We start from the raw sequence: 26,174 nt of genomic DNA, 5'->3' as shown, positions 1-26,174 counted from the left end.
TTAAAATAAAAAGGTATAATTCCTCTAATAAAGGAGATTATACCTTTTTTGCTGTGGTTACAGTTCAGACTGTAAAGACTGACTCAATTCCATGCATTCTTTTTTTAGCAAATGAATCACTTGAGAGTTGCTGGATAGATCCAGAACCCCCTTGATCCCGACGATTGAAATGGTGGCCACAATCTGATGATCGCGGCCAAACACGGGACACCCAACCGCCACAATCCCCGGAATGAGTGACTCTTGTGTAACCGAATATCCTTTTTCCTTTACATCCAACAGCTCATTTCTGAATTCTTCCGGATCAAAGCGGTGTTCGAGGATGTCTTTTTGTAAAAAATCCTTTGTGATTTCTTCAGGCAGATAGGCAGCAAATAATCTCCCCGAAGTAGTCAGAACAATACTCACTTTATTGCCTACTTGAATCCCAATATTAATCGAACGCCTGCTTTCCTCTATTTCAATTGCATACGGACCATTCCCGCCCCAAATCGATAAGAATACCGTTTCATTAAACAAATCTCTTAATTTGATTAATGTAGGCCTTGCTATATCTTTAATATCAGTGCCTTTGGCGGCATTATTGCCAATTCTGATCAGTGTCGTTCCAATTGAATAGTGAAGAGAAGCATCTCTCTGCAGAAAACCAGTACGGCATAGACTAGTCAAGTATCTGTGGAGTTTGCTTTTGGAAATTCCGCACAGTTCGGATATCTCGGTTATAGAAAGCGGTTTATCTTCTTCCGCTATTTTTTTTAGAATATTAATTCCATTCTCTAATGATTGGATACCCTGCCCGCTCATTACTGTATCCATTTTCAAAATCTCCTTTAAGGGTAATTGACCGACTTTTATACTAGTATATAAACAATATCATGGTTAAGCAAGACGAATCCCCCTTAAAGCATGCTTATGGATAAAGAAAACTCGCCGATTGGCGAAGACAGAGGCATAGTTGCACATATGCCTGATAAGAAAGTTATACTTTCTTATCGGCTAAAAAAACATGCACCGGATTGAATCCAGTGCATGGGGGAGTTATTGCCTTTTCATTCCTTTATTACAATAGGTATTACAATGCTTCTTTAACCACGATATCTTCTTCATTTCCATGTGTTTGCTTAACACGTGTTTCTTTTCCGAAGAACAGTACGGTTAATGCAGCAATGCAGCAAGCCACGAAGAACATGATGAAAATGATGTTGAATGGTACTTTGTTCGCAATAAGGACACCTACTAATAAAGGACCGATGATGGCACCAATCCGTCCGGCTGCGTTGGCAAAACCGGCACCTGTAGCTCGAATCTTTGAATCATAATGATCGGTTGTATAGGCGTACGTTACACCGGTTACGCCCAGATAGAAGAACGATAAAGCCATACCGCCGGCGATCAGCATCGGCAGGGAAGCTGCATTTCCAAAAATAATGGCACTGACAGCGGCCAGGAATAAATACGTGATAAGGACAAATTTCCTTCCGATTTTTTCCACAAGCCAGGCCGCGCTGAAGAATCCAGGTAATTGTGTAAGCGTCATCAATAATACGTAGCCAAAACTTTTGATTAGGGTGAAACCTTTCAATACCATTACAGAAGGAAGCCATAGGAACATTCCGTGATAGGAGAACATGACAAAGAACCACAGCACCCAGAGCATGGATGTTTCTTTTGCATATTTGCCTGACCAAAGAGTTTTAATGTTACTAAGAATCGTCGTATTTTTACTAGATGCTGACCGGAATTGGGGAGAGTCTGGAAGTCCTTTTCGCATATATATCGCCAATATTGCAGGTAAGGCACCGATGATTAAGGCGGAGCGCCAGCCCCATATCGGCATGATAAAGTAGGCAATGACTGCCGAGATAATCCAACCTACAGCCCAAAAGCTTTCTAAAAGAACAACCATCCGACCCCGTTTATGCTCCGGAACATTCTCCGCTACTAACGTGGAGGCAACTGGAAGTTCCCCGCCTAACCCAAGGCCGATAAAGAATCTAAGAATGAGAAAAATAGAGAATGTTGTTGCGAATGCTGATAGTCCACTAGCAAGTGAAAACAATAGAACCGTGTACATAAGAATTTTATTTCTACCGATACGGTCCGCTAATGAACCAGCAACAATTGCCCCAATGAACATTCCAATGGCATTCACACTTCCAAGTAATCCTGCTTCTTGTGGTGTCAGATTCCATTCAATGATTAATGCAGCAGCAATAAACGAGATCAGGCCTACATCCATTGCATCGAAAATCCAGCTAAACCCCGAAATAACAAAGATTCTGCGAAAGGAAACTTTTTTTCCGCTCTTTGACTCCATATTCAATCACTCCCTATTCATTTTTAAGCTAGCAGAAAGTTAAAATGACAATCCTCCATCCCTTTATAGTGATAATTCTAAATATTATATTTTTTATTTATCATAATCTACTTTATATATAATGTTAAATATCAAAACTTTATAAAGATATAAACCTTTTACATATTAACACCATGCCAATAGTGATAACTATATTTTGGAGGGTTTTTGAGAGCATGGTGGGGTAGATTTACTTAGGAGTTTGAGAGAATTTTGGGGATAATTACCGAAGATAGGGTGAGCTACTTGGTTAATTTGAGTGGTGTCCCGTGATGGGCACTATTTATCTCGCAAGTTTGGCATATGAGACTTACTATGTGCATAGTTTTATTGATTTTGATTCATAGAACTTTAGATATTATCAAAAACACTATCAACCTCCTTTATTGGATGCATTTCGCTCAGGATTTTTACCGAAAATGAATCCAATACCCCTTATTGGATGTATTTCGTTCAGGAGTTTTACCGAAAATGAATCCAATACCCCTTATTGGATGTATTTCGCTCATGGTTTTTACCGAAAACGAATCCAATACCCCTTATTGGATGCATTTCGCTCAGGATTTTTATCAAAAATGAATCCAATACCCCTTATTGGATGCATTTCACTCAGGATTTTTATCAAAAATGAATCCAATACCCCTTATTGGATGCATTTCATTCAGGGTTTTTACCGAAAATGAATCCAATACCCATTATGGTTGCTTACTTTCGTCCCTTCCCCAAAAGATCCAGTGCTAACCATTTTAAAAAGGGACCATGACTACTTGGCAATAGTCATGACCCTCTTTATCGCTTACAAAACAGCCTGCATCACAATATCTCCCCCGCGACCCCATAAATCACGTTTCGCGAGAGGATGACTGGTTTAGTGGTGTGGGCCTGAGCGATTGCCTTCATTTCTTCTGTGTATCCCATGCAGTCGAGAAGGATGGCTTTGACCGGGTATTGGTCAAGCTGCTGTACCGCGTTAATCAGCTGTTCCTCAACGAACGTGTAGGGGGAACTGGCCATTGGGATGGCCATAAAGTCGACTTCCTTCCATTTATATATGATCGATTCCGCTTGCTCTGGCAGGGGAAGGATGACGCCGAGCAACCCTTCCCGCAGCAACCCCTTCACCACATGATTCAGTAAAAAATCAGGGTAGACAATAGGGATTCGGCTAGTAAAAAGCGGAAACTTCCCTGTGCACGCAAGGATGATTAATGATACATTTGCTTGATTCAATTCATCGATGAGTATTTGGATCATCGGCAGGATTTTTTCCTTTGCCATCACTGCACTTTCGCCGTTTTGTAAACGCGAGATGAGGGTGGTTTGTCCGGGTTCAGGTCGTAGTGCTTGGATTTCATCCTCCGACCTTCCGTCAAGAACGCCTCTTTCAAGGATTACCGCATCTTTTGGGAGAAATCTCCTTAGTGCCGGAGTCATATCCGTTCTTGGCGACTGCCCAATGGTAATGATCCCAACTTTCTTCTGCATTCCGTTTTTCCCTCCTGACGGGTAACTTTTTTTGATAAATCCTAAATAACCGAACTCATGCTTGACCACTACTTTACCAATGAAGCCAAAGAATTTTGCCCCTGTTTCACCCCATTAATATAAGTTCCCAGCACATTCGCCCGGGACTCAAAAGGATGGTGCGTCCAAATAACAAAGTCGGCGTCTTTACCGGTTTCGAGTGAGCCGACACGTTCGTGAATGCCGGCTAGTTTTGCGGCTTCGCTTGTGATGCTTCTTAAGGCTGCCACTTCGTCCAGCCCGTACTTGACCGCCTCTGCCGCACAAAGAATCAAGTAGTGAATCGGGATAAATGGGTGGTCGGTCATGATAGCAAAGGGGATGCCGGCTTCATGAAACAGTCTTGGCGCCTCGGGTGTTAAATTGCGCGTTTCATATTTGGTAGCCGGAAGCATGAAAGGCCCCAATGTCACATTTGCGCCGCTTTCTTTAATCGCTTGAAGCATCAGGTGTCCTTCAGTGCAATGCTCCAAGCACAACTTGACGTTAAATTCCTTGGCGATGCGAATGGCGGTGGCGATATCGTCAGCCCGGTGACAGTGTAAATGGAGCGGCATTTTCCCCTCCAGCACCTCAATAAACGGTGCAAGCTCTGTGTGATTTTCCAGGCTCTCAGTGCGTTCTGCATCCGATAAGGCTGCTGCTTGCTGGAATCCATGGCGAATCAGCCGCGCAACGGCCATTCTAGTAAATGGTGTTTTGTTCGCTTGGCCAAAGACATTTTTAGGATTCTCGCCAAGCGCCCCCTTGAGGCCGCTTTTTTCCACAATGATCCGATCCTGTAAGGAACCGCCTCCTGTTTTTAAAATGGTCCACACCCCGCCAATCGGATTGGCGCTGCCTGTTCCGGTTTGAACAGTTGTGACTCCGCCGCGGAGCGCCATTTCAAAAGAAAAGTGACGTGGATTGATGCCATCAATGGCCCGCATGAGCGGGGTAAAAGGGGTAGAGTATTCACAAGCATCATTGTTCCGTTCTGTGATTTCGCCCCATAATCCTACATGTGTATGGATGTCAATCAGCCCGGGTGTGATAACAAGCCCGTCGACTGATTCAACCCGGGCATCACTAGGAATCTCCGTATTCACCCCAACCTTGATTACTTTCCCGCTGCGTACCCAAAGATCTGCATTTTTGAAAACGGTATTGGCTGCATCCATTGTATGGACAGTGGCCCCGCGATAAACTGTTAACATCGAATCACTCCCATTTCCTGTTTCCCTGTCGACGAGGTCTGTGAATCCCCCAGGCTGTAAACTTCCTGCCCCTTGATAAACGTCCGGACTGGTCGTGCCGTTAAGTCGAGGGGATGCTTATTCCACAAGACTAAATCGGCAAAAAGCCCTGATTGAATGCTTCCGGTCAACTGATCGATGCGCAGCAGCTTGGCCGCGTCACGGGTTAGGCCATTTAAAATGACTTTTTCAGGAACCCCGGCCTTGAGGGCTAGCGCGCCTTCCAATTGCAAATGGGTCACCGAGCTTACCGGGTGGTCGGTTGCAAAAGTAAAGGGGACGCCTTGCTCGAACAAAGCGGCATACAGCGATGGATCTAAATGTTGTAACTCGCCTCTTTCAATGGGCTGGAAGCAGGGACCCGCAATCACCGACAAAGGCTGAGCCGCCAGCCTGCTATTTTCCGCCGGAACACCCGAAGCGTCCAATATCCCTGTTGCAGCCGCCATCCCTGCTACCAACGGAAATTCCGTCGCATGAACTAAAATAATTGAAATTCCAAATTCCTCGGCAATCCGAACAGCTGTAGCAATGTCATCTGCCCGGTGGGAGCGGATAAAAATAGGCATATCCCGCAAATCGTGGGAACATTGTAATTGCTTTAACGTCGTTCGGATTTTTTGAGCAATCCCCATGCGGGTAAGGGGAAGTTTGGTTTTTTCCCAAAAGGCATTTTTCGGAACATCACCCATGGAAAAGCTAACCCCAAGATTTTTCCGGAGAATCATGTCATCGGCTGTTTTTCCGGTGGTGTGAATGACGGAGGTACGTGCACCGACAACGGATTCCGGGGCAGAGACTATATGGGCGGCGGTGACCCCGGATGCAGCGGCATCATGAAAGGCCTGGTCAAACGGGTAAATGCCGTCGATTACCTGAAGCTCGCTGCCGTTTTCTTCATATGGTTCATAGCCGTCATTACCTTCCCAGCGAATGCCAATTTCTTTTAAACCAATTTGCGAACATGTATCAATCAACCCGGGTGTCAAAAATAATCCGCGGCCATCAATCTCGACATCAACAAGAACGTCTTCATCAGGAGAAAGGACGGCTGCGATTTTCTCTGCTTCGATTAAAACTGTTTGTCTGCTAAAGCTGCCGCTGTCGTGATCAAAAACGTTTGCATTTTTTATGGCTATTTTCGCCATGGTTCATTACCTTCTTTCAATTGGAATTAAAATAGGGGACGGTCCCCTTGCTTCCACCAGGGAAAGCAAGAGAATCATCCCCCTGCGTTTTTAAAAATAAGCTTTGCTTAACATGGCTGTTGATTTCCGCTCCGGGCGCTTCGCTTTCCGCGGGGCGGGCGGTAAGCCTCCTCGGCGCTAAAGCGCCTGTGGGGTCTCACCTGTCCCGCTGCTCCCGCAGGAGTCTCGCGCCCTCTGCTCCAATCAACTAGTTAATAAATCAACTATGACCGTTAATACAGCCTAAGACCTCGAGAATTGTCTGGCTCAGGGCGCTTGCGCTTATTTCTTCATCCAGACGTTGGTTCCGTTTGGATTGACGATTTGTACGGAGAAGTCCGGAGATACGTCAAACCCTTGGACATTTTTGTTGATGCCTGCTGTTGCGTCAAGGGTATCAAGCTCGATGCGCGGTACGTCCTTGATAATAATTTCAAGTGCCTGCTGGTAAAGCTTGGCTCTTTCATTTTGATCGACTGTATCGGTAACGGCTTGCTGTAACAGTTTATCGACCTCAGGGTTGGAGTAGCCTTTACCGTTTCCAAGTGCTCCGATTTGATCAGTGTGGAACAATTGATATAAGAAGAAGTAAGGATCCGGATACCAGGTCCAGCCACCGATTGACATTGGTGCGTTACCCTTTGAAACCGTATCACTGTAAGTTCCCCATTCAACTACTTTTAGTTCCACATCAATATTGAGGTTTTCTTTCATTTGATTTTGGAAAATTGTTCCGTATGGCACGCGGGCTTCTGCAAGATAAAGCTCTGTTTTAAAGCCATCCGCATAGCCGGCTTCTGCTAACAATTTCTTTGCTGCTTTTGGATCATATGTTGGGGTGAGCTTTTCTAAATCCTTGCTGTAGCCCCATGAATTTTTAGGCAGCGGCATAAATGACTTTTCTGAACCGCCCCATTTATTAACGCCTTTAGTGATTTCCTCAACATTTGTTGCTTTATAAATGGCTTCACGAACCTTTGGATCGGCAGTTGGGCCTTTTTTATTATTCAAATCCAAGTAAGTTAAAGAAAGAGCTGGTTTTGAAAGCAATTCTAATTTATCATCCTGCTTCACTAATTCACGGTTTTGCCCTTTAATATCCATCGCTACATCTACGTCACCAGAACGCAGGGCATTTGTCATCATGTTTGGTTCAGCGACAATTTTGAATGTTACACCATCTAAATGAGGTTTTTCGCCCCAATATTTATCAAAGCGGCTAACTTTCACCTCGGAATCCTTTGCCCAGCTATCGATTTTGAACGGGCCGGTTCCAACTAGGTGTGAACCGAATTCTTCGCCCCAGCCTTCCACTTCTTCTTTAGGGACAATCACGTTTCCGGCATCTGTCAGCATCGCTAATAATGCAGCATTCGGTTCAGTTAAATAAACCGCTACTTCATTTTCCCCGCTGACTTCAACTTTATCGACACCGCGTAAGCGATTCATCGCCGATTCCTTAGCGGAACGCTCAAGGCTGTATTTAACATCCTCAGCCGTCATTTTTCTTCCATCTTGATACTTACCAGGCTGGAAGTTAACATCATCTCGTAATTTGAAGGTATAAACCTTGCCATCATCGGAAACTTTCCATTCTGTTGCAAGAGCCGGTAAAAACTCGCTCAATTCTTTGTTATACACGATAAGTGTATCAGCAATAGAGCGCATCACTTGTGACTCATAGACACCGGTATATTTGATCGGGTCTAATGTTTTCGGGTTAGCTGAAAGTCCCAGCTTTAATACTCCGCCATCTTGTGGTTCACCGGCTGCAGCAGGTTTTTCCTTATCAGCTGATGAAGAAGAATTTGATTTCCCTCCTGAAGAACAGGCACTTAATAGTAAAACAATAGAAGCAATGACCAGTAACATTAAACGACTGACACGTTTCTTTTTCAAACGACAACGCCTCCTATAATTTTTTTGATTCACATTGTGAATCGGCATTTCAAATATTGAATTTAGAAATAAATTTATCACATTAAAGTATCTGAGTAAAGAAGGATTTCAAATTTTTAAAAAATATTTTCTTTTTTGATTGTTCTATATTTACAACTAATTTTTACGATGCTACACTTAATCGTAATTCACATACTGAATCAGTGTTTCAAATGGTGAAAGTTAGAAAGGGAGGTAACATATGGGGAAATATATTATTAGAAGACTATTCGATCTTCTGCCAACCATTTTTGTTGTTGCGGTGATTGTGTTTATTATTACCAGGCTGATTCCCGGTGATCCTGCGAGTGTCATGCTTGGACCGCAGGCCAGTGTGGAAGATATACAAGCCTTAAGGCAAGAACTCGGATTAAATGATCCTATATATGTTCAATTCTTCCATTATATTGGCGACCTGCTTCGCGGGAACTTTGGTGTATCGCTTACTTATAATGAGCCGATTGTTCAGTTAATACTGGATCGCTTTCCAAACACACTTATTTTAGCGGCGAGTGCCCTGATTATTGCCTTAGCGGTGGGCGTTCCAGCCGGAATTATTTCAGCTTCGAAACAGAACTCTCTATTAGACTATACGGTTATGCTCGTTTCCTTAATTGGCGTATCCATGCCGATCTTTTGGCTCGGAGTCATGCTCGTCCTGTACTTTAGTGTGAACCTTGGCTGGTTTCCAGCTACCGGGATGGGGTCGCTTGACGAAGGATTCATCCCTTATATCAAACATTTAATCCTTCCAAGTATTACGCTGGCGACGATTCCGATGGCCACCTTTGCCCGGATTACCCGCTCAAGCATGCTCGAAGTGATTTCGCAGGATTATATCAAAACCGCCCGCTCAAAGGGCCTAAGTGAGTTCTGGGTCATTTGCAAGCATGCCTTTAAAAATGCTCTGACACCATTATTAACGGTGCTTGGCATGCAAATCTCGATGCTGCTCGGTGGTGCCGTATTAACGGAAACGATCTTCAGCTGGCCGGGGATGGGGCGTTTAATTGTCGACGCCATTGATAAACGAGACTTTGTTGTCGTTCAAGGAACCGTACTATTTATTGCTGTTATTTTCGTCTTAGTCAATCTATTTGTTGACGTCATGTACAAAGTCGTCAACCCAAGAGTGAATTTAACATCCAACAAAGGAGGGGGCAAATAATGGCTTCAGCACCAACGGCAGTATCATCAAGCAAACCAAATAATAATAAGATCAAAAAAGAAGCAGGCCTATTGAAAAAGTTGCTGCGCAACCGGCTTGCGGCGATTGGCCTTGGCATCACAGCTTTTATGACCATCGTTGCTATTTTCGCTCCATTGATTGCTCCTTATCCACCCAATCAAATGGATGTGGTCAATTCACTCGTAACTCCGGGAACGGACGGACATCTTTTAGGAACTGATAACTATGGAAGAGATTTGTTCAGCCGTTTAGTATTCGGGGCTAGAATTTCGTTAATTGTCGGTATTTCCGCCGTGGTCTTTGGTGCTTTTTTTGGCACATTGCTTGGTTTAGTTTCCGGCTATTTCGGCGGCCGGCTTGACTCGATTATCATGAGAACGATGGATGGATTGTTCGCTTTTCCGTTTATCTTATTAGCCATTACATTAATGACTGTTTTAGGTCAGGGTCTTGTCAATGTCATCATCGCGATTGGGATTGCCAATATTCCCGGATTTGCCAGAATCGTGCGCGGACAGGTGCTCAGTGTGAAAGAAGAGGAATACATTGAGGTCACCCAATCATTGGGTGCAACGAACAGCCGGATTATTTTTCAACATGTTCTGCCAAACTGCTTAGCCCCTCTAATTGTCTATGGAACGATGAGCGTGGCCGGTGCGATTATTTCAGAAGCAGCGTTAAGCTTCTTGGGGCTCGGCGTACAGCCGCCAACCGCCTCATGGGGAAGTATTTTAAAAGATGGAAAGGACTTCTTAGTATTAAGTCCGCATATGGCCACTTTTTCCGGATTAGCGATTTTGGTTACCGTGCTGGGCATTAACTTGTTCGGCGACGGTCTACGCGATGCGCTGGATCCAAAAATGAAAGTGTAGAAGCTGGAGGTGATAGGCATGACAGATTTTTTACTAAAGGTGGAAGACTTGGAAGTGCATTTTCGCTCTTCGTCTTCTGTTGTGAAAGCAGTAAACGGTGTGAGTTTTACCTTAAATAAAAAAGAAACGCTCGGCATTGTCGGTGAGTCCGGTTCGGGAAAAAGTGTGACGGCAACGGCTTTGCTCCGTTTGATCCCAAGTCCGCCCGGAAAGATTGCCGGCGGGAAGATCATGTTTGACGGGAAGGACCTGCTGGCTTTATCGGAAAAAGAGATGCGGGCAGTCAGAGGCAATGAGATTTCAATGATTTTCCAGGATCCGATGACAAGTTTAAATCCTGTCTTTACCGTTGGGAATCAAATCATCGAATCGATTCGCACCCACCGGAAGGTCTCGAAAAAAGAAGCGAAGCAAGCCGCAATTGACATGTTGAAGCTGGTCGGTATTCCGGAAGCGGAAAAACGCATCGATATGTATCCCCACGAATTTTCCGGCGGGATGCGGCAGCGGGTGATGATTGCGATTGCCCTCGCCTGTAATCCGAAGCTGTTAATTGCCGATGAGCCAACGACGGCATTGGATGTGACCGTTCAAGCACAAATCCTTGATTTGATGCGGCATCTGCAGGAGACGGTTAATACGTCGATTATTATGATTACCCACGATCTCGGCGTCGTGTGGGAAATGTGTGATAAGGTCATTGTCATGTATGCCGGCAATACCGTTGAATCCGGCAGTGTGAAGACGATTTTTGATAACCCGCTCCATCCGTATACATGGGGATTACTTGATTCCCAGATTTCTAGTGAAATCGCAAATGAGCAGAAGCTGCCGGCTATCCCGGGAACGCCGCCTGATTTGCGCCAGGAAATCAACGGCTGCCATTTTGCCGACCGCTGTCCGTATGCACAGGATATTTGTTTTTCGAAAAAACCGAATCTGATTGAGGTAGAGGAAGGCCATTTTACTTCCTGCCATTTCCAAACGGAGGAAGAACGGCTTGAAAGAAAGGAGAAGGCGTATCATGGCTGAGGCGATTATTAAAGTAGAAAATTTAAAAAAGCATTTCCCGATCCAGGATCCGCTTCCTTTCAAAAAATCAAAGCTTAGTGTCAAAGCGGTCGATGGCGTCAGTTTCGAAGTCTTTCGCGGGGAAACACTGGGGATTGTCGGGGAATCGGGCTGCGGTAAATCAACGATGGCTCGGTTAATCAACCAATTGATCCGCCCGTCTGACGGCAAGGTTGTTTTTAAAGGCCAGGATTTAGCATCGATGGGGACGAAGGAAATTCGGGCATCTCGGAAATCAATTCAAATGGTGTTCCAGAACCCGTATGCCTCGTTAGACCCAAGAAAAACGATTAAACAGTTAATTGCTGAACCGTTAGAAATTCATAACGTCGGCGATAAACAATCGCGGAATAAGCGCGTTCAAGAATTATTAGAAGTGGTGGGCTTAAGCAGCTACCACGCGGACCGCTACCCGCATGAATTTTCAGGGGGACAGCGGCAGCGGATTAATATCGCCCGTGCGCTTGCGTTAAATCCGGATGTGATTATCTGTGACGAGCCGGTTTCGGCCTTGGATGTATCCGTCCAGGCACAGGTGATTAATCTCTTAAAAGATTTACAGAAGCAATTTGACTTAACCTATATTTTTATCTCGCATGATTTAAATGTGGTCCGCTATATGTGTGACAGAATTGCCGTGATGTACCTCGGAAAAATCGTCGAAATCGGCACCTTTGCTGAAATTTACGAAAACCCGCTTCATCCGTATACAAAGGCGCTGCTGTCGGCGATCCCGAAAGAAAGCCCTTATGAGAAGAAAGAACGAATTCTATTAAAAGGGGATGTGCCAAGTCCCGTTAATCCGCCTTCAGGCTGTCATTTCCATCAAAGATGCCCGCATGCAATGGATATTTGCAAAACGGCCAGACCGGAGTTGAAGCAGCACGAGGCAGCGCAGCGAGTGGCCTGCCATCTTTTCGAATCATAATATTGGAGGGAATTTGAATGTCATTGAAACATGTTATGGAAGTTTTAGAAATTATGGATAGTATTCATGTAACCGGCGAGGATGTTAAAAGCTACCTGGAAGAGATTTCAACAATTGGGCAGGTGACCGTTCAAACGGTAGAAGGCAAAGCCGGCTCGACTGATTTTATTAAAGTTGTCATTCCTGGTGAAAACGGGAAGCAAAATGGCGGAAATGCGCCAACGCTTGGGGTCATTGGACGCCTCGGCGGAATTGGCGCCCGTCCTGAGGTAAAAGGTTTTGTGTCTGATGGGGACGGCGCCTTGTCATGTATGGCCGCTGCAGCGAAGCTCCTTGATATGACTGGAAAAGGAGACCGCTTAAACGGAGATATCATTTTAACAACTCATATTTGCCCGACAGCGCCAACCTTGCCGCATGACCCTGTTCCGTTTATGGACTCACCGGTCGACATCTTAGCGATGAACCAGCATGAAGTAACGGAAGAAATGGATGCCATTCTTTCGATTGATACGACAAAAGGAAATATCATTACCAATCATAAAGGCTTTGCCATTACACCGACCGTTAAAGAGGGCTATATTTTAAAAATCAGCCAGGATTTATTACATGTGTATACCCAATCAGCAGGCCGCCTGCCGGTAACCCTGCCGATTACGACACAAGATATTACCCCTTACGGAAATGGCGTTTACCATGTGAATAGTATTCTTCAGCCCGCTGTCGCAACAAAGAGCCCGGTTGTCGGGATTGCGATTACAACGGAAACCGCTGTTGCCGGCTGCGGCACCGGGGCAACGCATCCAATGGATGTGGAGCAGGTGGTCCGCTATGTGATTGAGGTGGCCAAATTGTTCGGCGATGGGAAATGTTCATTTTATGATGAAGCAGAATTTACCCGCCTCGAGCAGTTATATGGAAAAATGACACATTTACAAACAAAAGGAAATCAGGTGACTGCAGGATGAGTGATCTAACTGCCTTAAAACAACGGTTGATTGATGAAGTCGAAGCGCATAAGGATGAATTGATTGAACTTTGCGGATCGTTAATTAAGATTCCGAGTGAAAATCCGCCGGGAGACTCTACAGAAATTTCTCAGTTTATCACAGAGTACCTTGGCCAATATGGTCTTGATGCCGACTGGCACGAATCAAGTGAGAAAATGTTTAATCTGCTTTCCAGTATCGGCAGCGATCAGGGGAAAGAATTAATCTACTGCGGACACACGGATGTTGTTCCTGCAGGCGACTTGTCCAAATGGGATTTTGATCCTTTTTCCGGAGAAGTGAAGGATGGCTGGATGCTTGGCCGCGGCGCCAGCGATATGAAGGCAGGCCTTGCCGGATTAATTTTTGTCTTTGCATTATTAAAACGGTTAGACGTTGAGCTCCCTGGGAAACTCACGCTCGCGATTGTGCCGGATGAAGAAACTGGCGGCGAATTCGGTGTTCCGTGGTTATTGGAAAAGGGTCTGATTAAAGGAGACGGCGCCTTGATTGCTGAGCCATCTTCCCGCTTGAATCCGACCATCGGCCAAAAAGGTTCTTACTGGTTCGAGCTTGAAGTGTTCGGGGAACCGGGCCATGGCAGCTTGTCACCTCTCGCTGGCAATAACGCCATCACCGATGCGATTGCTGCGATTGAAAAAATCAGAACGCTTTGGGATTTGACCATTGAGATTCCGGAAGAAGTTCAAGGGTTAATCGACGTCTCCAAACGCTATATGCGCGAGGTGGAGAAGGAACGTGAGAAGTTCCAGCCAGTGCTTGAAAAAGTGACTGTTAATATTGGCACGATTCAAGGCGGAACGAAATCCAATGTCATCCCTGAAAGCTGTAAGGTGCAGGTTGATTGCCGTTTGCCATTCGGGATTACCCGTGATGAAGTGTCGGCTTATTTGAAGAAAAATCTCGATGAATTAGGCATCCGCTATGAAATTCGTCCATTCGGATTCAGAAGTCATGCCAATTATACAAGTGCTGAGGATCCTGTATGCCAGGCGATTGTCGATAATATTAGCTTTGTCACCGGCGAAGAGGCGTATGGCGTGATGCAATGGGCGAGCAGTGACGCCCGCCACTTCAGGGATTATCAGATTCCTGTTTTGCAATACGGCCCGGCCTATTTACCGACGATTCACGGATACAATGAACGCGTTCAAGTTGAAGATATTATTCGTTGTGCCAAGGTCTATATTGCCGCGGTAGTGGATTTTCTTTTTGAAAAATAATTCAGATACGGGCGGCTTTGTTGGCTGAGGCCGCCTAGGTCTTTTGGCGCAGTTATTCTCTTTAACTTTTACTCCCTTTAAAGTTAGAGGATAGCTGCTTATTCATGTGACAGCTATTGATTTTTCCAGATTTTCATTATCTAATAATAATAGGGAATTTGGATGGGGCGGGGGGCGTACTTCTAGATGTTAAAAACCTTAGACCTAGCGCTAAAGGTATTAATGATGTTTACAAAGGAAAGACCGGTATGGGGCGGTCGAGAGCTAGCAAATGAACTTGGCTTGAATCATACCAATATTTATCGCATTCTCGAAACCTTAGAAAAAAATAGATTTATATCAAAAGATAAAGAGACAAAAAAATATTCATTAGGCTACGCGACATGGGAATTAGGCATGATTATGTACGAAAGCCTGAATGTGACAAAATTAATCCACCCGATTCTTGAACGCTTAAAGGATCAAACCGGCGAGTCAATCTTCTTGACGATCTTAGACCGGGATGAGGCAGTGACCCTTGATGTGGTCGAGCCGGAGAATAAAGTGAAGTTTTCTGTATATGCGGGAAGCCGAGCGCCGTTATATGTCGGTGCCTCTTATCGCACCATTCTCGCGTACATGCCTGATGAGTTTATTGATTCAGTAGTTGAGCGGGGATTGGTGAAATACACGAAAACGACAATGACGGATCCGGACACACTCCGTGCCGAATTGGAAAAAATTAAGGAGCAAGGCTGGGCGCTAAGTCAGGGGGAATATACGCCTGAAGTGATTGCAATCGCCGTTCCTTTGTTTGACAAAGGAGAGATTATTGGCTCTGTAACCGTATCCGGCCCTACGTACCGGATGAAGGACGAAAACATTCAAGAATATATTCCGCTTTTACAACAAACAAGGGATGAAGTAAGCGATGTCATCCGAAGATATCAATTGAAGCTGAAAATATAACGTTGAAGTGGATAGCTAATAAATATAACACCAGGGGCTTGGAGGGAGTATTATGCAAGAATTAATTGAAGTGGCCAAATCGATCTTGAATCATAATTTACACGTGAAGGAAAATGAGCATATCCTGATTGTGACCGATTCGGAATCTAGTGAAATTGCTGATGTGTTTGACCAGGCAGGTGCGCATTTAGGAAATGAAACAATCGTCATGAAAATGGCGACGCGAACAAAATCCGGAGAAGAACCGCCGCGCCCGGTTGCCGAAGCGATGAAAGCGGCGGAGGTTGTTCTGTGCATTACTCATCATTCTTTAACCCATACAAAAGCGCGAAAAGAAGCCTCCGCTTGCGGCGCGCGTGTCGCAACCATGCCGGGAATAACCATCGATATGCTTGAGGAAGGTGCGATTACGGCCGATTATGCGGAGGTAGAAGAGTTAACCGCCTCTTATTGTGAGCTGCTTGAGGCGGGGGAACTTGTTACGATCGAGAAGGAAGATACGAAACTATCATTTTCAATCAAAGGAAGAAAAGGAATCCCGAGTACCGGTGTATTCCGCGAAAAAGGAGAGTCCGGAAATCTCCCTTCCGGTGAAAGCTATATCGCTCCGCTAGAAGATTCCGCCAATGGAACGATTCTTGTCGATGGTTCGATTGCAGGAATTGGTGTCGTTAGCGAACCAGTATTGTTAACCATAAAAAACGGAAGGCTCATCGATGCCAGCGGCGTACAGGGACAGCAGTTACTGCAATTACTCGGTGACGGCAACGGCCGAATCATCGCGGAATTTGGCATCGGCACCAATAAAAAAGCGCGATTAACTGGCAACGTCCTAGAAGATGAGAAGGTCTATGGAACCGTACATATCGCCTTCGGCAGCAACAAACCCTTCGGCGGCACCAACGAAGCCGGTGTCCACATCGACTGCGTCATCAAGGACCCCGTGGTCACAATCGATGATAAAGGGCTGGCATTGGAATAGAGTTTGAGGCTTGGCTACGTGGATGATTGCGGGGATTTTCGGCACAAACCTCAAAGTAGAGACATTCTACGTGGATAATTGCGAGGTTTTATGGACCAAACGTCGAAGTAGAGCCTCCCTACATGGAAGATTGCGGGGATTTTGGTCCAAACCCCGATGTAGAAGCGGTCTATATAAGGGTTTCTCATATTTATAAGCTCAAACGACTATGTAGAACATCTCTACATAGTCGTTTTCAATTTACACAAGCAAAGGCCACTATTTTTCAAGATAATAATTTTGCTAAATCCGCTTCAATTCTGCGTGGCTCGATCGTCGGGGCATAGCGTTTTATCACCTGGCCATTTCGATCGACGAGGAATTTTGTGAAATTCCACTTGATCATAGGAGATAGAAGACCTCTCTTTTCTTCTTTTAAAAACTTGAATAACGGATCGGCATTTGGGCCGTTTACCTCCACTTTTGCGAAGATGGGAAAGGTTACTCCGTAGTTTACCTGGCAGAACTCCGTTGTTTTTTCAATTTGGGCAAATTCCTGATTGTTGAACTGAGAACATGGAAAACCCAATATCTCCAGCCCATGGTCTTTATATGTATCATATAGTTTTTGCAGTCCAGCAAATTGCGGCGTAAACCCACATTTGCTGGCTGTATTTACAATGAGGAGCGGCTTGCCCTCGAATTCTTGTAGTGATTTCCTCTCACCATTCGGCATATTTACGTGAAAGTCATAAACGGTTTTCATTGTGTTCACTCCTTTAAAAATGGACATTGTGGACATGCTGCCCTACTGTTGGCAGATAAAGCTATTTTAGAACAAAATGGAGACGCGTTCCCATGCGACATTTTTATCCGTCCAGATTGGAAGCAAAGAGGAACGAATTTCAAAAAAATTTACCCTGTTGATAACTTGGGATTAGTTGTCTGAATCCGGCTAGAGCCAAGGCGCTTGAGCTTTTTGGTTTTACCCTTCATTATCATCACGTAATATAATCGGAATGCCTTTGGTGGCTGATTCCAATGCCGCACAGGTAACGCGGTGGGTCTGATAGGCGTCATGATAATCTGATAATATTCGGGAAGAATCCCCCGTCCTAACAGCGTGTAGGAATGCTTCACTTTCTGTTTGATAGGGATTCATAGAATCGGAAAACTTGGATTGTGTCCCCTCGAAGTTCACGTCTAACCGGGATGGCGACCAGTCGATCGTCCCCTGATCGGTATAAAAAGTCATTCCTGTTCTTGACATGGGAGGGGGAAGAAGGCAAGTATTCGCAATGTTCGCCACTGTTCCGTTTTTTAGCTCCATATTTACTGTACCCACATCAGCTACTGTTATAGATGGATCCTTTTCAGCGGTCGCACTCGTGCCAAACATAGCATACACCTCATCAATTTCTCCACATACATAACGGAGTAAATCAACTATATGGGTGGTTTGTTCGATAAACTGTCCCCCCGATATTCGTTGGTTTTTCCACCAGTCAACTCCAGGCATAGTGCCCATCCATTGCCCCAGAGTAATCCCAGATGTGCAGGCACTCATCATCTTCTTTACCAACTGGACCGATTCTGTATAGCGAAAGTGATATCCAACCGAGGTAATCAATGATTTCTGCTGAATGGCTGTTAGTAAGTTACGAGGGGTTTCCAGGTCAACACCCAGCGGCTTCTCTACAAAAAAGGGAATAGAGCGGTGGACTAACTCCCGTTCTATCTCTCCATGTGCTCCAGGGGGAACACAGATATATACAGCATCCAATTCGTTAGCATCGAGCATATCCTCTATATGACTATACCCTTTTGCCCCATCAAATTTGGCGGCGAGTTTTTCAGCTTTATCTATGCTGGTACCACAAATAGAGCGAATTTGAACACCGTCCATTTGTGATAATATCGCTCCATGGTGATACCCAAAATTCCCCGTTCCTACTATTCCAATCTGTATGTTCACTATAATCCCCCTCGAATTAATTTTTTGACTATTCTATTATTATTACCTCTAGTATAACGGAATCCATATCCGTCACCAACTAAAAGAAGATTCCAAAGAACAATGGAGAAATCTAAATTTATTAATAAGTGTTGACAGAATATTCTGATGGAATATATAGTAGTATTAATCGAAATTTTCTATTTAATCGCTCCTATGTTTTTAAATGGTATAACTCCCATCTTTTAAGAGAAGGTATTTTTTTACCCAATCGGAAAACGTTTGGATAATATCATGAAAACGCTATCGAGGGTAGATCAAGGGGGTGATTCAACACTGTTTCGTAAGGATACAGATTTGAGGAGGAGTATGGAGACGGATAAGGTTCGAATCGGAAAATTCGGGGCTGGACTACGCAGTGAAATTGCAAATTACTGCCATAACCCAGATAAATGAGGATAAAGTTTAGAAGATATAGTAGTTACCTGAATCTTTCAATTAATCATCGAAAGAGTTATTGACGGAAAATTATTAATAGTGATATAGTTGGATTAATTCATAAAAGGTAAAATTTGCCCTAAGTTAGAATTCTGAGGTGTATTAGCAGTGGCAAGACTAAAGGATATTGCAGAATATGTAGGCGTTTCCATCTCTACTGTTTCGCGCGTCATTCAAAATGACCAAACACGAAATGTGAATCAGGAAACAAGAAATAAAATTTGGGAGGCTGTCAAGGAGTTAGGTTATATCCCTAATCAGCATGCCCGAAATTTAGTGACAAATAAGAAAAATCCAAGTAAGACTAGAACGATGGAAATTGGCTGGGTTGCCACGCCCATGAAGGCAGAGGTAAACCCGTATTTTGTTGATATTTATACAGGCATTCGCGACACCCTGGCAGCTCACGAGTACACCTTGATAAGTATTACCAAGGATGAGTTAGAAAATGAAGTACTGCTACAAAAGACCATACATGAATCAGGAATTGAGGGATTGCTCCTTATTGATCAGATTGAAGACAGCCTGATCGACTATATTCAACAATACCTTCCTGTTGTAGGGTTGGACTTTTTTTATACTGATAAGAATATTGCGATTGTGGATTATGACAGGTCAACTGCAATTCAGAAGGTGGTACAGTACTTATACAACCAAGGGCATCAACACATTGGCTTTATTGGTGGCGGTGTAGATGAAGGTTTTGGAAATTTGCAGGCCGAACACCGGTATAAAGGGTACCGCACTGCGATGAATGAAGCAGGGTTAACGATTCAGCCGCAATGGGTGATCAATACGGTATGGCAAATGGATAATAGTTATGAAGAAATGAATCGGCTAATAAAAGAGAATCCAGATGGGCTACCCACAGCAATGGTTTGTGCAAGTGATATGATGGCTATTCCCGCCATGAGAGCGGTTATTGAAAATGATCTTCAAATCCCAGAGGATATCGCCTTTTTTGGGGTGGATAATAGTGAAATGGGGAAGTATTCCTCCCCGCCTCTATCAACCGTGGATATCCCCAAATATGAAATGGGAAGAATGGCAGCAAAAGCAATCATGGAAATGGTTGAAGAGAAAGTGAAATTGCCGCTTAAGATTATTTTGCCTTATGAATTGGTGTTTCGTGAATCTTCTACTATAAAACGGACCTAGAGGGTTCTTTTTTTACCCGATGTTGGAAAACGTTTGGATAGTATAAGGAAAATTACATTAAGAAATAAAGGGATGACGAAGGAGAGAAAAGGAAAATGAACAGAATGACTGCCATCATCATTGGAGCAGGTGATCGGGGGGCAAGGGCGTATGCACCTTACGCGTTGGAGTATCCTCATGAATTAAAGATTATAGGTGTAGCAGAGCCGATTCGCGAGCGAAGAACACGCATGCAGCAGGAACATCAGATTCCTAATGAACATTGCTATGAATCATGGCAAGAAGTCTTTCAGCATAAGGGGAAGGTAGCAGACATTGCGATTATTTGTACACTTGATGGTCAACACTTTAAACCTACCATGAAAGCATTGGAGTTAGGCTACCATGTTCTTTTGGAAAAACCAATGTCACCGAATCCTGCAGAATGTATCGCAATGGAGCAGGAGGCCAAGAAATATAATCGACAGCTTACCATCGGCCATGTCCTGAGGTATACGGAGTTTTGGCAAACCATTAAGAAGGTAATTGCAAGGGGAGATATTGGTGAAGTAGTGTCCCTGCAATTAAACGAAAATGTAGAAGTGATGCATATGTCTCATAGTTTCGTGCGCGGTAGTTGGAATAATAAAGAGAAGTCGAGCCCGATGATCCTGCAGAAATCCTGTCATGATATGGATATTATCTCTTTTGTGATGGGCAAAGAGTGTAAGCGTGTCAGCTCCTATGGTTCTTTAATGCATTTTAAAGAAGAAAATGCACCGGCGGGGGCACCCAAGCGCTGTTTAGACGGCTGTCCAGCTGAATTTGAATGTCCGTTCCATGCCGGAAGATATTATCTTGGTGAAGGAAAAGGATGGGCTAAGAAATTTACCGAAGACTATACGAATGAAGGCATTATAAAAGCATTGAATGAAACTTCTTATGGAAAATGTGTCTACCGCTCAGATAATAATGTGGTCGATCACCAAGTGGTTAATTTGGAATTCGAGGACGGTGCAACGGCAACCTTTAGCATGTGCGGCTTCACGAGAGAACAGACGCGGATTGTGCAAATCATGGGAACAAAAGGAGAAATTCGCGGAAATATGGAGGAAAATAGTATTTCTATCTTTGACTTTCTCACAAAACATGAAACCATCATTAAATTTGACAACCCGGTCGGCGGACATGGCGGCGGCGATAACGGTATTATGAGAACGTTCCTTCGTGAAATTCAATTTGGAAATAGCGGGCACGGCGTTTCTTCTGCGTCTGCATCGGTAAGAAGCCATCTCATGGCATTTGCAGCGGAAGATTCAAGGCTTCAGCAGGGAAAATCAATTAATATTGACGATTACTATGAAATATTGGTAGAAAATTTCAAAGGATAAACGGCGGGGTTGAAAGCTATCTTCTTGGCAGTAATCAGGAGTTATTAACTCTTTATGGAAAGGATTATATAATAAGTTGATGGGTTGACAGGTTATCCTGTTGCATATATATTCAAATTAATTAGAATTTTCTGTGTAGATCAAGCGTTGTACAGGGATAAAAATGAAGGATCCTTTTTTTATCGCTGAATGGAAAACGTTTGGATATTATTTTGAAAACACTCTCATGGATATTTGAGCAAAAGTTATAATTGCCAGCGTTCTATTAGTAGATGCGTACCTGTTCCGGCCATCGCAAGGGAGCATCGACAGGTAAACAAAAACCAAGCAGAACAAAGGTTATGAGTGACATCTAGAAAGGGAGAATACTAAATGGGAAATAGAGGATTTATAGGGGGATTCTATCAACTGGCTGAGAAAGTCATGAGAATTGCACAGTTCCAATTGCTTTGGATAGGGTTAACATTTTGCGGAGGCATTGTGCTGGGGGTTATGCCCGCAACTGTTGGTCTCTACACGGTAACGCGTAAATGGATCATGGGGAATGAAGATAACCAGTCATATGTCCGTTTGTATTGGACTGCATTTCGGAAGGAGTTTTGGAAGGCAAATGCATTAGGGCTAATTTTGACCACTGCTGGCTTTCTGATTTACTTAAACTTTTCCCTAATCCGTTTCTCTCATGGATTTATGTATTGGTTTCTATTACTCTTTGTTTTCATGCTAGGTATTTTGTTTCTGATTATTCTACTATATCTCTTTCCTGTTTTTGTCCATTTTGAAGGTACATTCACTCGATATATTAGTATTGCATTATTACTGGGCTTATCATTCCCATTTCATACCCTGCTGCTGATCATTGGGTATTATGTGCTGTATATATTATTTTTTACTGTACCTGGAATGATTCCCTTCTTTAGTGTAGGGCTGTTCTCCTGCTTGTCCATGTGGGTATCTTTGAAGGTATTTCAACGTGTGGAAGGAAGAGAGGGAGAAGGTCCTGTCAAAAGACAGGTAAGATTCAATGCATTATTTCAGAGAAATTCAACCCCTGCTTTAAATAATAAAGGCGATTTTGGATCAAGTACTTAAGCAAGAATAGCCCATAGAAGGATGTGATAATGAGATGGAAAATTTACAAGGAACAACAGAAATAACGGGAAATCTAAAGGGACAAGTAGATGTAAACATCACACCCAATAAGAGTATGATAAAAAGATTGTGGAAAGAGCGATACCTCTATCTTTTGTTACTGCCGGGACTCCTTTATTTTATTATCTATCGGTATATCCCGATGGCTGGAAATATCATTGCTTTTCAAGATTATAGCGCATTTCAAGGTTTTCTTCATAGTGAATGGGTGGGATTGAAACACTTTAAAACGATTTTTGAGGATCAAGAAGTCATTCGAGTATTGTGGAATACCTTATACCTGTCTTTTCTGCAAATCGTCTTTGCTTTCCCAATCTCTATTATTCTAGCAATCATGCTGAATGAAGTGAGATCAAGCTTATATAAACGAGTGATCCAATCCATCGTTTATGTTCCCCATTTCTTATCATGGGTGGTTGTTATCGGGATTGTCACGATTTTACTAAAATCAGATGGAATTGTGAACAAATTACTTGGAAGTGTTTTTGGGATGGACTCAGTTCCTTTTTTACAAGACCCGCATTGGTTTATGCCGTTAGTGGTTCTAGAAGTTATTTGGAAGGAATCTGGATGGGGAACCATTATTTTTCTTGCGGCGTTATCTGGGATTAGCCCTAGCTTATATGAGGCTGCTGCTGTTGATGGTGCCAATCGTTGGCAACAGATATGGCATATTACATTACCTGCCCTAAAAAGTACGATTATTATTCTATTAATTCTAAGACTAGGCAGTGTTTTGGACGTAGGTTTTGAACAAATTTACTTAATGTTAACTCCTTTCACCATGGATGTTGGAAACGTACTTGACACGTTTGTCTACCTGAAAGGGATTCAAAACTCTGATTTTAGTTTCGCAACTGCGGTTGGGTTGTTTAAGTCTGTTATTGGACTGATCTTAATCGTTGCGGCCAACCGGTTAGCGAAACGCTTCGGGGACGGGGGAGTCTATTAAGAAAGGAGTGGCTATACGTGCTAAAGAGTAGAACAGCATCAGAAAAAATAGTAGATACGACCAATATCATTCTTCTTGCGCTGATTGCACTGACCATGTTGTTTCCGTTTTATTATATGTTTGTTGTATCGTTTGCAACGTACGAAGAATTTGTAAAATCGGATTTGCTGCTATTTCCGAAAACATGGGTGTTAGATGCATACGAGTATATTTTAGGCTCTAAAGAATTCATCCGGTCACTTGGAGTTACCGTTTATGTAACTATAGTAGGTACATTAGTTAGTTTAATGTTGACGGCGATGATGGCTTATTCCTTATCAAGAAACATACTTGGTCAAAAAATTTATGTATTTCTTGTATTATTTACATTTGTATTTGGTGCGGGAATGATCCCAACCTATATGATTGTTCAGGCAACAGGGTTAATGGATTCTCTTTGGGCTTTAATTATTCCAGGTGCCATAAGCTCGTTTAATTTAATTGTCATGAGGCAGTTTTTCATGGCTTTGCCAGTAGACCTGACAGAGGCTGCCATCATTGATGGAGCAAATGATTTGCAAATTTTTGCGAAAATCATTCTCCCATTATCAAAGCCAGCATTAGCAGCCTTTGGCTTGTTTTACGCCGTTGGAATTTGGAACTCTTATTTCACAGCATTACTTTATTTGAGTGATCCAGCAAAATGGACCGTTCAGGTTGTTCTAAGACAGATGGTCATTCTAAACAAAGGCAATTTACTAGATGTCGGGATGCAAGCAGGAATGGATAATCCTCCGCCAGCTGAAACGGTTGGAATGGCAGCAATCCTCATTGCTACCGTTCCTATTCTGATCGTCTACCCATTCTTACAAAAACACTTTGCGAAAGGAGTGATGCTAGGATCGGTGAAAGAGTAGCGTTTATGTAGCTTATTAGTAGTAATTAAGTATCATATCAAGGGGGAAAAATTAGATGAAACGTTTTATGTCCATTACATTATCGTCTGTTTTATTGGCGAGTTCACTTGCAGCTTGTTCTCCAGATAGTGAAAAAACTTCCTCAAATACCAAGAAAAATGAAAAAATGGCCATCACTTGGTTTGATGGTACGTGGGAAAATCCAGTTCCAGAACCAGGTAATGAAGCGGCTAAAGCTTTAAATAAAAAGTTTAATATTGACTTTAAACCACAGTACATCCCGTTTGACCTTTATGATGATAAACTGACAGTGAAAATGGCCTCCGGTGATATCCCAGATGTAATCGGGACAGAAGGCGCAGATACAAATTATATTAAGTGGGCAAAACAAGGTGCATTTTTACCATTAAATGATTATGTAAAGAAGTATGAAAACTTTAAAGATATTCCACAGTCTGTTTGGGATGCGGTAAGTTTAGATGGGAAAATATATGGAATTCCTCTTTTCTTCCCGGCTTCTGGCGGAAAGAAACCTATCATTCGTCAGGATTGGCTTGATAAATTAGGTTTAGAAATGCCTACAAACTATGAGGAGTTAGAGAAAGTCGCCATTGCATTTGCAAAAGAGGATCCAGACGGCAATGGCAAAGATGACACGATTGGTTTAGGACTTGCTAAAGGAATTGTCTATGACCCTGCATTCGGTGCATATTGGGGCAATAGCTGGTATCATAAAAATAAGGATGGCCAACTAATTCCAGGGCAAATTTCTGAAGGAAGCAAAGAAAAAATTACTGCTCTAAGTGAATTGTTTAAAGCAGGTGCGCTAGATAAAGACTGGCCTGTTAAAGAATATAATGAAGTCTTTAAAGATTTTAATGCCGGTAAAGTAGGAATTTGGTACGAGCAGCCAGGAACCCAAAAAGGTGCACAACCTAATAACCTTGACTTGTCTACCTTAAGAAAGAACGCACCTGAGGCAAAAATTACAGCTATTCCTGCCTTCGAGCAGCCTGATGGCAAATCTGGGTATGTATACGGTAGTGGTTATTATCGAATTTGGATGTTAAGTTCAAAATTAAAAAATGATTCGAAGAAGGTTGAAAAGATTTTAGGAATGATGGACTATATGGCCAAGTATGTACCTGCAAGTGACCAAAAGCCAGATAATGAATATTTTGATTGGACAATGGGCGGCGAAGGCAAAGGATATACGATCGTTGATGGGCAGCCGGAAAAGTCGGCAGACTATAGTAAATATGCTCCATTGGCACTGTTTAACGAGAAACTTGGTGGATTTGCTATCGGTGAAAAAGTCATGGAGGATTATGCAAAACAATCCAAGGCACCTGAATCAAAAGAATTTAATAGTGTAATGTATGATATGCTTTCAAAATCTAATTATTATATCAGCCCTGTTGGACGTATTCACTCAGATGTTTATAACGACAAGATGGCTGCTTTAAACCAGTATGCTGCGAATGAATTAACTAAGATGATTGCAGGTCAAAGACCAATTTCTGAGTGGGATAAATTTGTAGATGAGTTTATGTCCAAAGGCGGAAAAGAAGTCATTACTGATGTTAACAAACTATTAGATGAAAGTAAGATTGAAGGAGAATGGCTTAGATAATAAGTAAGAAAATACGATCCTCTGGGAATTTTCGGAGGATTGTTTTTTTATAAAAGGCTCTGTTAAAGTTTTTTGTTGATTTTGAACAACTGTAGCGGAGATCAACAGCCTCGTTTAAC

Annotated in this window: 22 protein-coding genes; 14 read left to right on the top strand and 8 right to left on the bottom strand. The window is 43.2% G+C overall.

Features of this window, described 5'->3' with window-relative positions; genetic code table 11:
• Window positions 1–57: 57 nt before the first annotated feature.
• The 6 genes from FAY30_RS22100 to FAY30_RS22075 form a co-directional block, all read right to left on the bottom strand.
• On the bottom strand, window positions 58–816 hold the full coding sequence (locus tag FAY30_RS22100) for an IclR family transcriptional regulator (RefSeq protein WP_149871892.1): 759 nt from the start codon (window positions 814–816) through the stop codon (window positions 58–60).
• A gap of 256 nt (window positions 817–1,072) precedes the next feature.
• Complete coding sequence (locus FAY30_RS22095; RefSeq protein ID WP_149871891.1) at window positions 1,073–2,317, bottom strand: MFS transporter; 1,245 nt, start codon at window positions 2,315–2,317, stop codon at window positions 1,073–1,075.
• Between the two features lie 852 nt (window positions 2,318–3,169).
• The gene (locus tag FAY30_RS22090; protein WP_149871890.1) at window positions 3,170–3,841 is read right to left on the bottom strand and encodes an AroM family protein; all 672 of its coding nucleotides are present in this window, start codon (window positions 3,839–3,841) and stop codon (window positions 3,170–3,172) included.
• Between the two features lie 68 nt (window positions 3,842–3,909).
• Window positions 3,910–5,076: an amidohydrolase gene (locus FAY30_RS22085; protein WP_149871889.1), complete on the bottom strand. Its 1,167-nt coding sequence runs from the start codon at window positions 5,074–5,076 to the stop codon at window positions 3,910–3,912.
• Entirely contained in the window at window positions 5,070–6,263 is a 1,194-nt protein-coding gene (locus FAY30_RS22080; protein ID WP_149871888.1) for an amidohydrolase family protein, read from the bottom strand. Before FAY30_RS22080 ends, FAY30_RS22085 begins: the two co-directional genes overlap by 7 nt.
• A 321-nt stretch (window positions 6,264–6,584) precedes the next feature.
• The gene (locus FAY30_RS22075; RefSeq protein WP_411675466.1) at window positions 6,585–8,201 is read right to left on the bottom strand and encodes an ABC transporter substrate-binding protein; all 1,617 of its coding nucleotides are present in this window, start codon (window positions 8,199–8,201) and stop codon (window positions 6,585–6,587) included.
• A gap of 241 nt (window positions 8,202–8,442) precedes the next feature.
• On the opposite strand from FAY30_RS22075, the gene nikB reads away from it, so the two are divergent.
• From nikB to FAY30_RS22035, 8 genes are all read left to right on the top strand, one after another.
• Window positions 8,443–9,408: a nickel ABC transporter permease gene (gene nikB / locus FAY30_RS22070; RefSeq protein WP_149871887.1), complete on the top strand. Its 966-nt coding sequence runs from the start codon at window positions 8,443–8,445 to the stop codon at window positions 9,406–9,408.
• Window positions 9,408–10,301 carry an ABC transporter permease gene (locus FAY30_RS22065; protein ID WP_149871886.1) on the top strand — a complete coding sequence of 298 codons (894 nt, stop codon included), beginning with the start codon at window positions 9,408–9,410 and terminating at the stop codon, window positions 10,299–10,301. The genes nikB and FAY30_RS22065 overlap by 1 nt, the downstream gene beginning before the upstream one ends.
• Window positions 10,302–10,319: 18 nt before the next feature.
• Window positions 10,320–11,333, top strand: a complete 1,014-nt coding sequence (locus FAY30_RS22060) for an ABC transporter ATP-binding protein (protein ID WP_149871885.1) — start codon at window positions 10,320–10,322, stop codon at window positions 11,331–11,333.
• Window positions 11,326–12,300, top strand: a complete 975-nt coding sequence (locus tag FAY30_RS22055; RefSeq protein WP_149871884.1) for an ABC transporter ATP-binding protein — start codon at window positions 11,326–11,328, stop codon at window positions 12,298–12,300. Before FAY30_RS22060 ends, FAY30_RS22055 begins: the two co-directional genes overlap by 8 nt.
• A 17-nt stretch (window positions 12,301–12,317) precedes the next feature.
• On the top strand, window positions 12,318–13,268 hold the full coding sequence (locus tag FAY30_RS22050; protein WP_149871883.1) for a DUF1177 domain-containing protein: 951 nt from the start codon (window positions 12,318–12,320) through the stop codon (window positions 13,266–13,268).
• A complete protein-coding gene (locus FAY30_RS22045) occupies window positions 13,265–14,533 on the top strand; it encodes a M20 family metallopeptidase (protein ID WP_149871882.1) in 1,269 nt (422 codons plus the stop codon). Before FAY30_RS22050 ends, FAY30_RS22045 begins: the two co-directional genes overlap by 4 nt.
• Window positions 14,534–14,719: 186 nt before the next feature.
• Window positions 14,720–15,481, top strand: a complete 762-nt coding sequence (locus FAY30_RS22040) for an IclR family transcriptional regulator (RefSeq protein ID WP_149871881.1) — start codon at window positions 14,720–14,722, stop codon at window positions 15,479–15,481.
• Between the two features lie 49 nt (window positions 15,482–15,530).
• Window positions 15,531–16,463, top strand: a complete 933-nt coding sequence (locus FAY30_RS22035; protein WP_149871880.1) for an aminopeptidase — start codon at window positions 15,531–15,533, stop codon at window positions 16,461–16,463.
• A 265-nt stretch (window positions 16,464–16,728) separates the two neighbouring features.
• Here FAY30_RS22035 and FAY30_RS22030 read toward each other — a convergent pair whose 3' ends face one another.
• Together FAY30_RS22030 and FAY30_RS22025 are read right to left on the bottom strand one after the other, a co-directional pair.
• On the bottom strand, window positions 16,729–17,208 hold the full coding sequence (locus FAY30_RS22030) for a glutathione peroxidase (protein WP_149871879.1): 480 nt from the start codon (window positions 17,206–17,208) through the stop codon (window positions 16,729–16,731).
• Window positions 17,209–17,427: 219 nt separating this feature from the next.
• The gene (locus tag FAY30_RS22025; RefSeq protein WP_149871878.1) at window positions 17,428–18,417 is read right to left on the bottom strand and encodes a Gfo/Idh/MocA family protein; all 990 of its coding nucleotides are present in this window, start codon (window positions 18,415–18,417) and stop codon (window positions 17,428–17,430) included.
• A gap of 585 nt (window positions 18,418–19,002) precedes the next feature.
• Here FAY30_RS22025 and FAY30_RS22020 point away from each other — a divergent pair.
• The 6 genes from FAY30_RS22020 to FAY30_RS21995 all read left to right on the top strand — a co-directional run bounded on the left by FAY30_RS22020 (window position 19,003) and on the right by FAY30_RS21995 (window position 26,055).
• The gene (locus FAY30_RS22020; RefSeq protein ID WP_149871877.1) at window positions 19,003–20,052 is read left to right on the top strand and encodes a LacI family DNA-binding transcriptional regulator; all 1,050 of its coding nucleotides are present in this window, start codon (window positions 19,003–19,005) and stop codon (window positions 20,050–20,052) included.
• 95 nt (window positions 20,053–20,147) lie between these two features.
• Window positions 20,148–21,422 (top strand): Gfo/Idh/MocA family protein, encoded by a 1,275-nt coding sequence (locus FAY30_RS22015; protein WP_149871876.1) that lies wholly within the window; start codon window positions 20,148–20,150, stop codon window positions 21,420–21,422.
• A 372-nt stretch (window positions 21,423–21,794) separates the two neighbouring features.
• Window positions 21,795–22,514, top strand: a complete 720-nt coding sequence (locus FAY30_RS22010; RefSeq protein WP_149871875.1) for a YesL family protein — start codon at window positions 21,795–21,797, stop codon at window positions 22,512–22,514.
• A gap of 34 nt (window positions 22,515–22,548) precedes the next feature.
• Complete coding sequence (locus tag FAY30_RS22005) at window positions 22,549–23,526, top strand: ABC transporter permease (protein WP_149871874.1); 978 nt, start codon at window positions 22,549–22,551, stop codon at window positions 23,524–23,526.
• Between the two features lie 17 nt (window positions 23,527–23,543).
• Complete coding sequence (locus FAY30_RS22000) at window positions 23,544–24,422, top strand: carbohydrate ABC transporter permease (RefSeq protein WP_149871873.1); 879 nt, start codon at window positions 23,544–23,546, stop codon at window positions 24,420–24,422.
• A gap of 55 nt (window positions 24,423–24,477) precedes the next feature.
• A complete protein-coding gene (locus tag FAY30_RS21995) occupies window positions 24,478–26,055 on the top strand; it encodes an extracellular solute-binding protein (protein ID WP_149871872.1) in 1,578 nt (525 codons plus the stop codon).
• The last annotated feature ends 119 nt before the right edge of the window (window positions 26,056–26,174 follow it).

The sequence above is a fragment of the Bacillus sp. S3 genome, assembly GCF_005154805.1.
In the GTDB taxonomy this organism is placed as follows: domain Bacteria; phylum Bacillota; class Bacilli; order Bacillales; family Cytobacillaceae; genus Neobacillus.
This window is presented reverse-complemented; position numbering and strand designations above follow the sequence as displayed.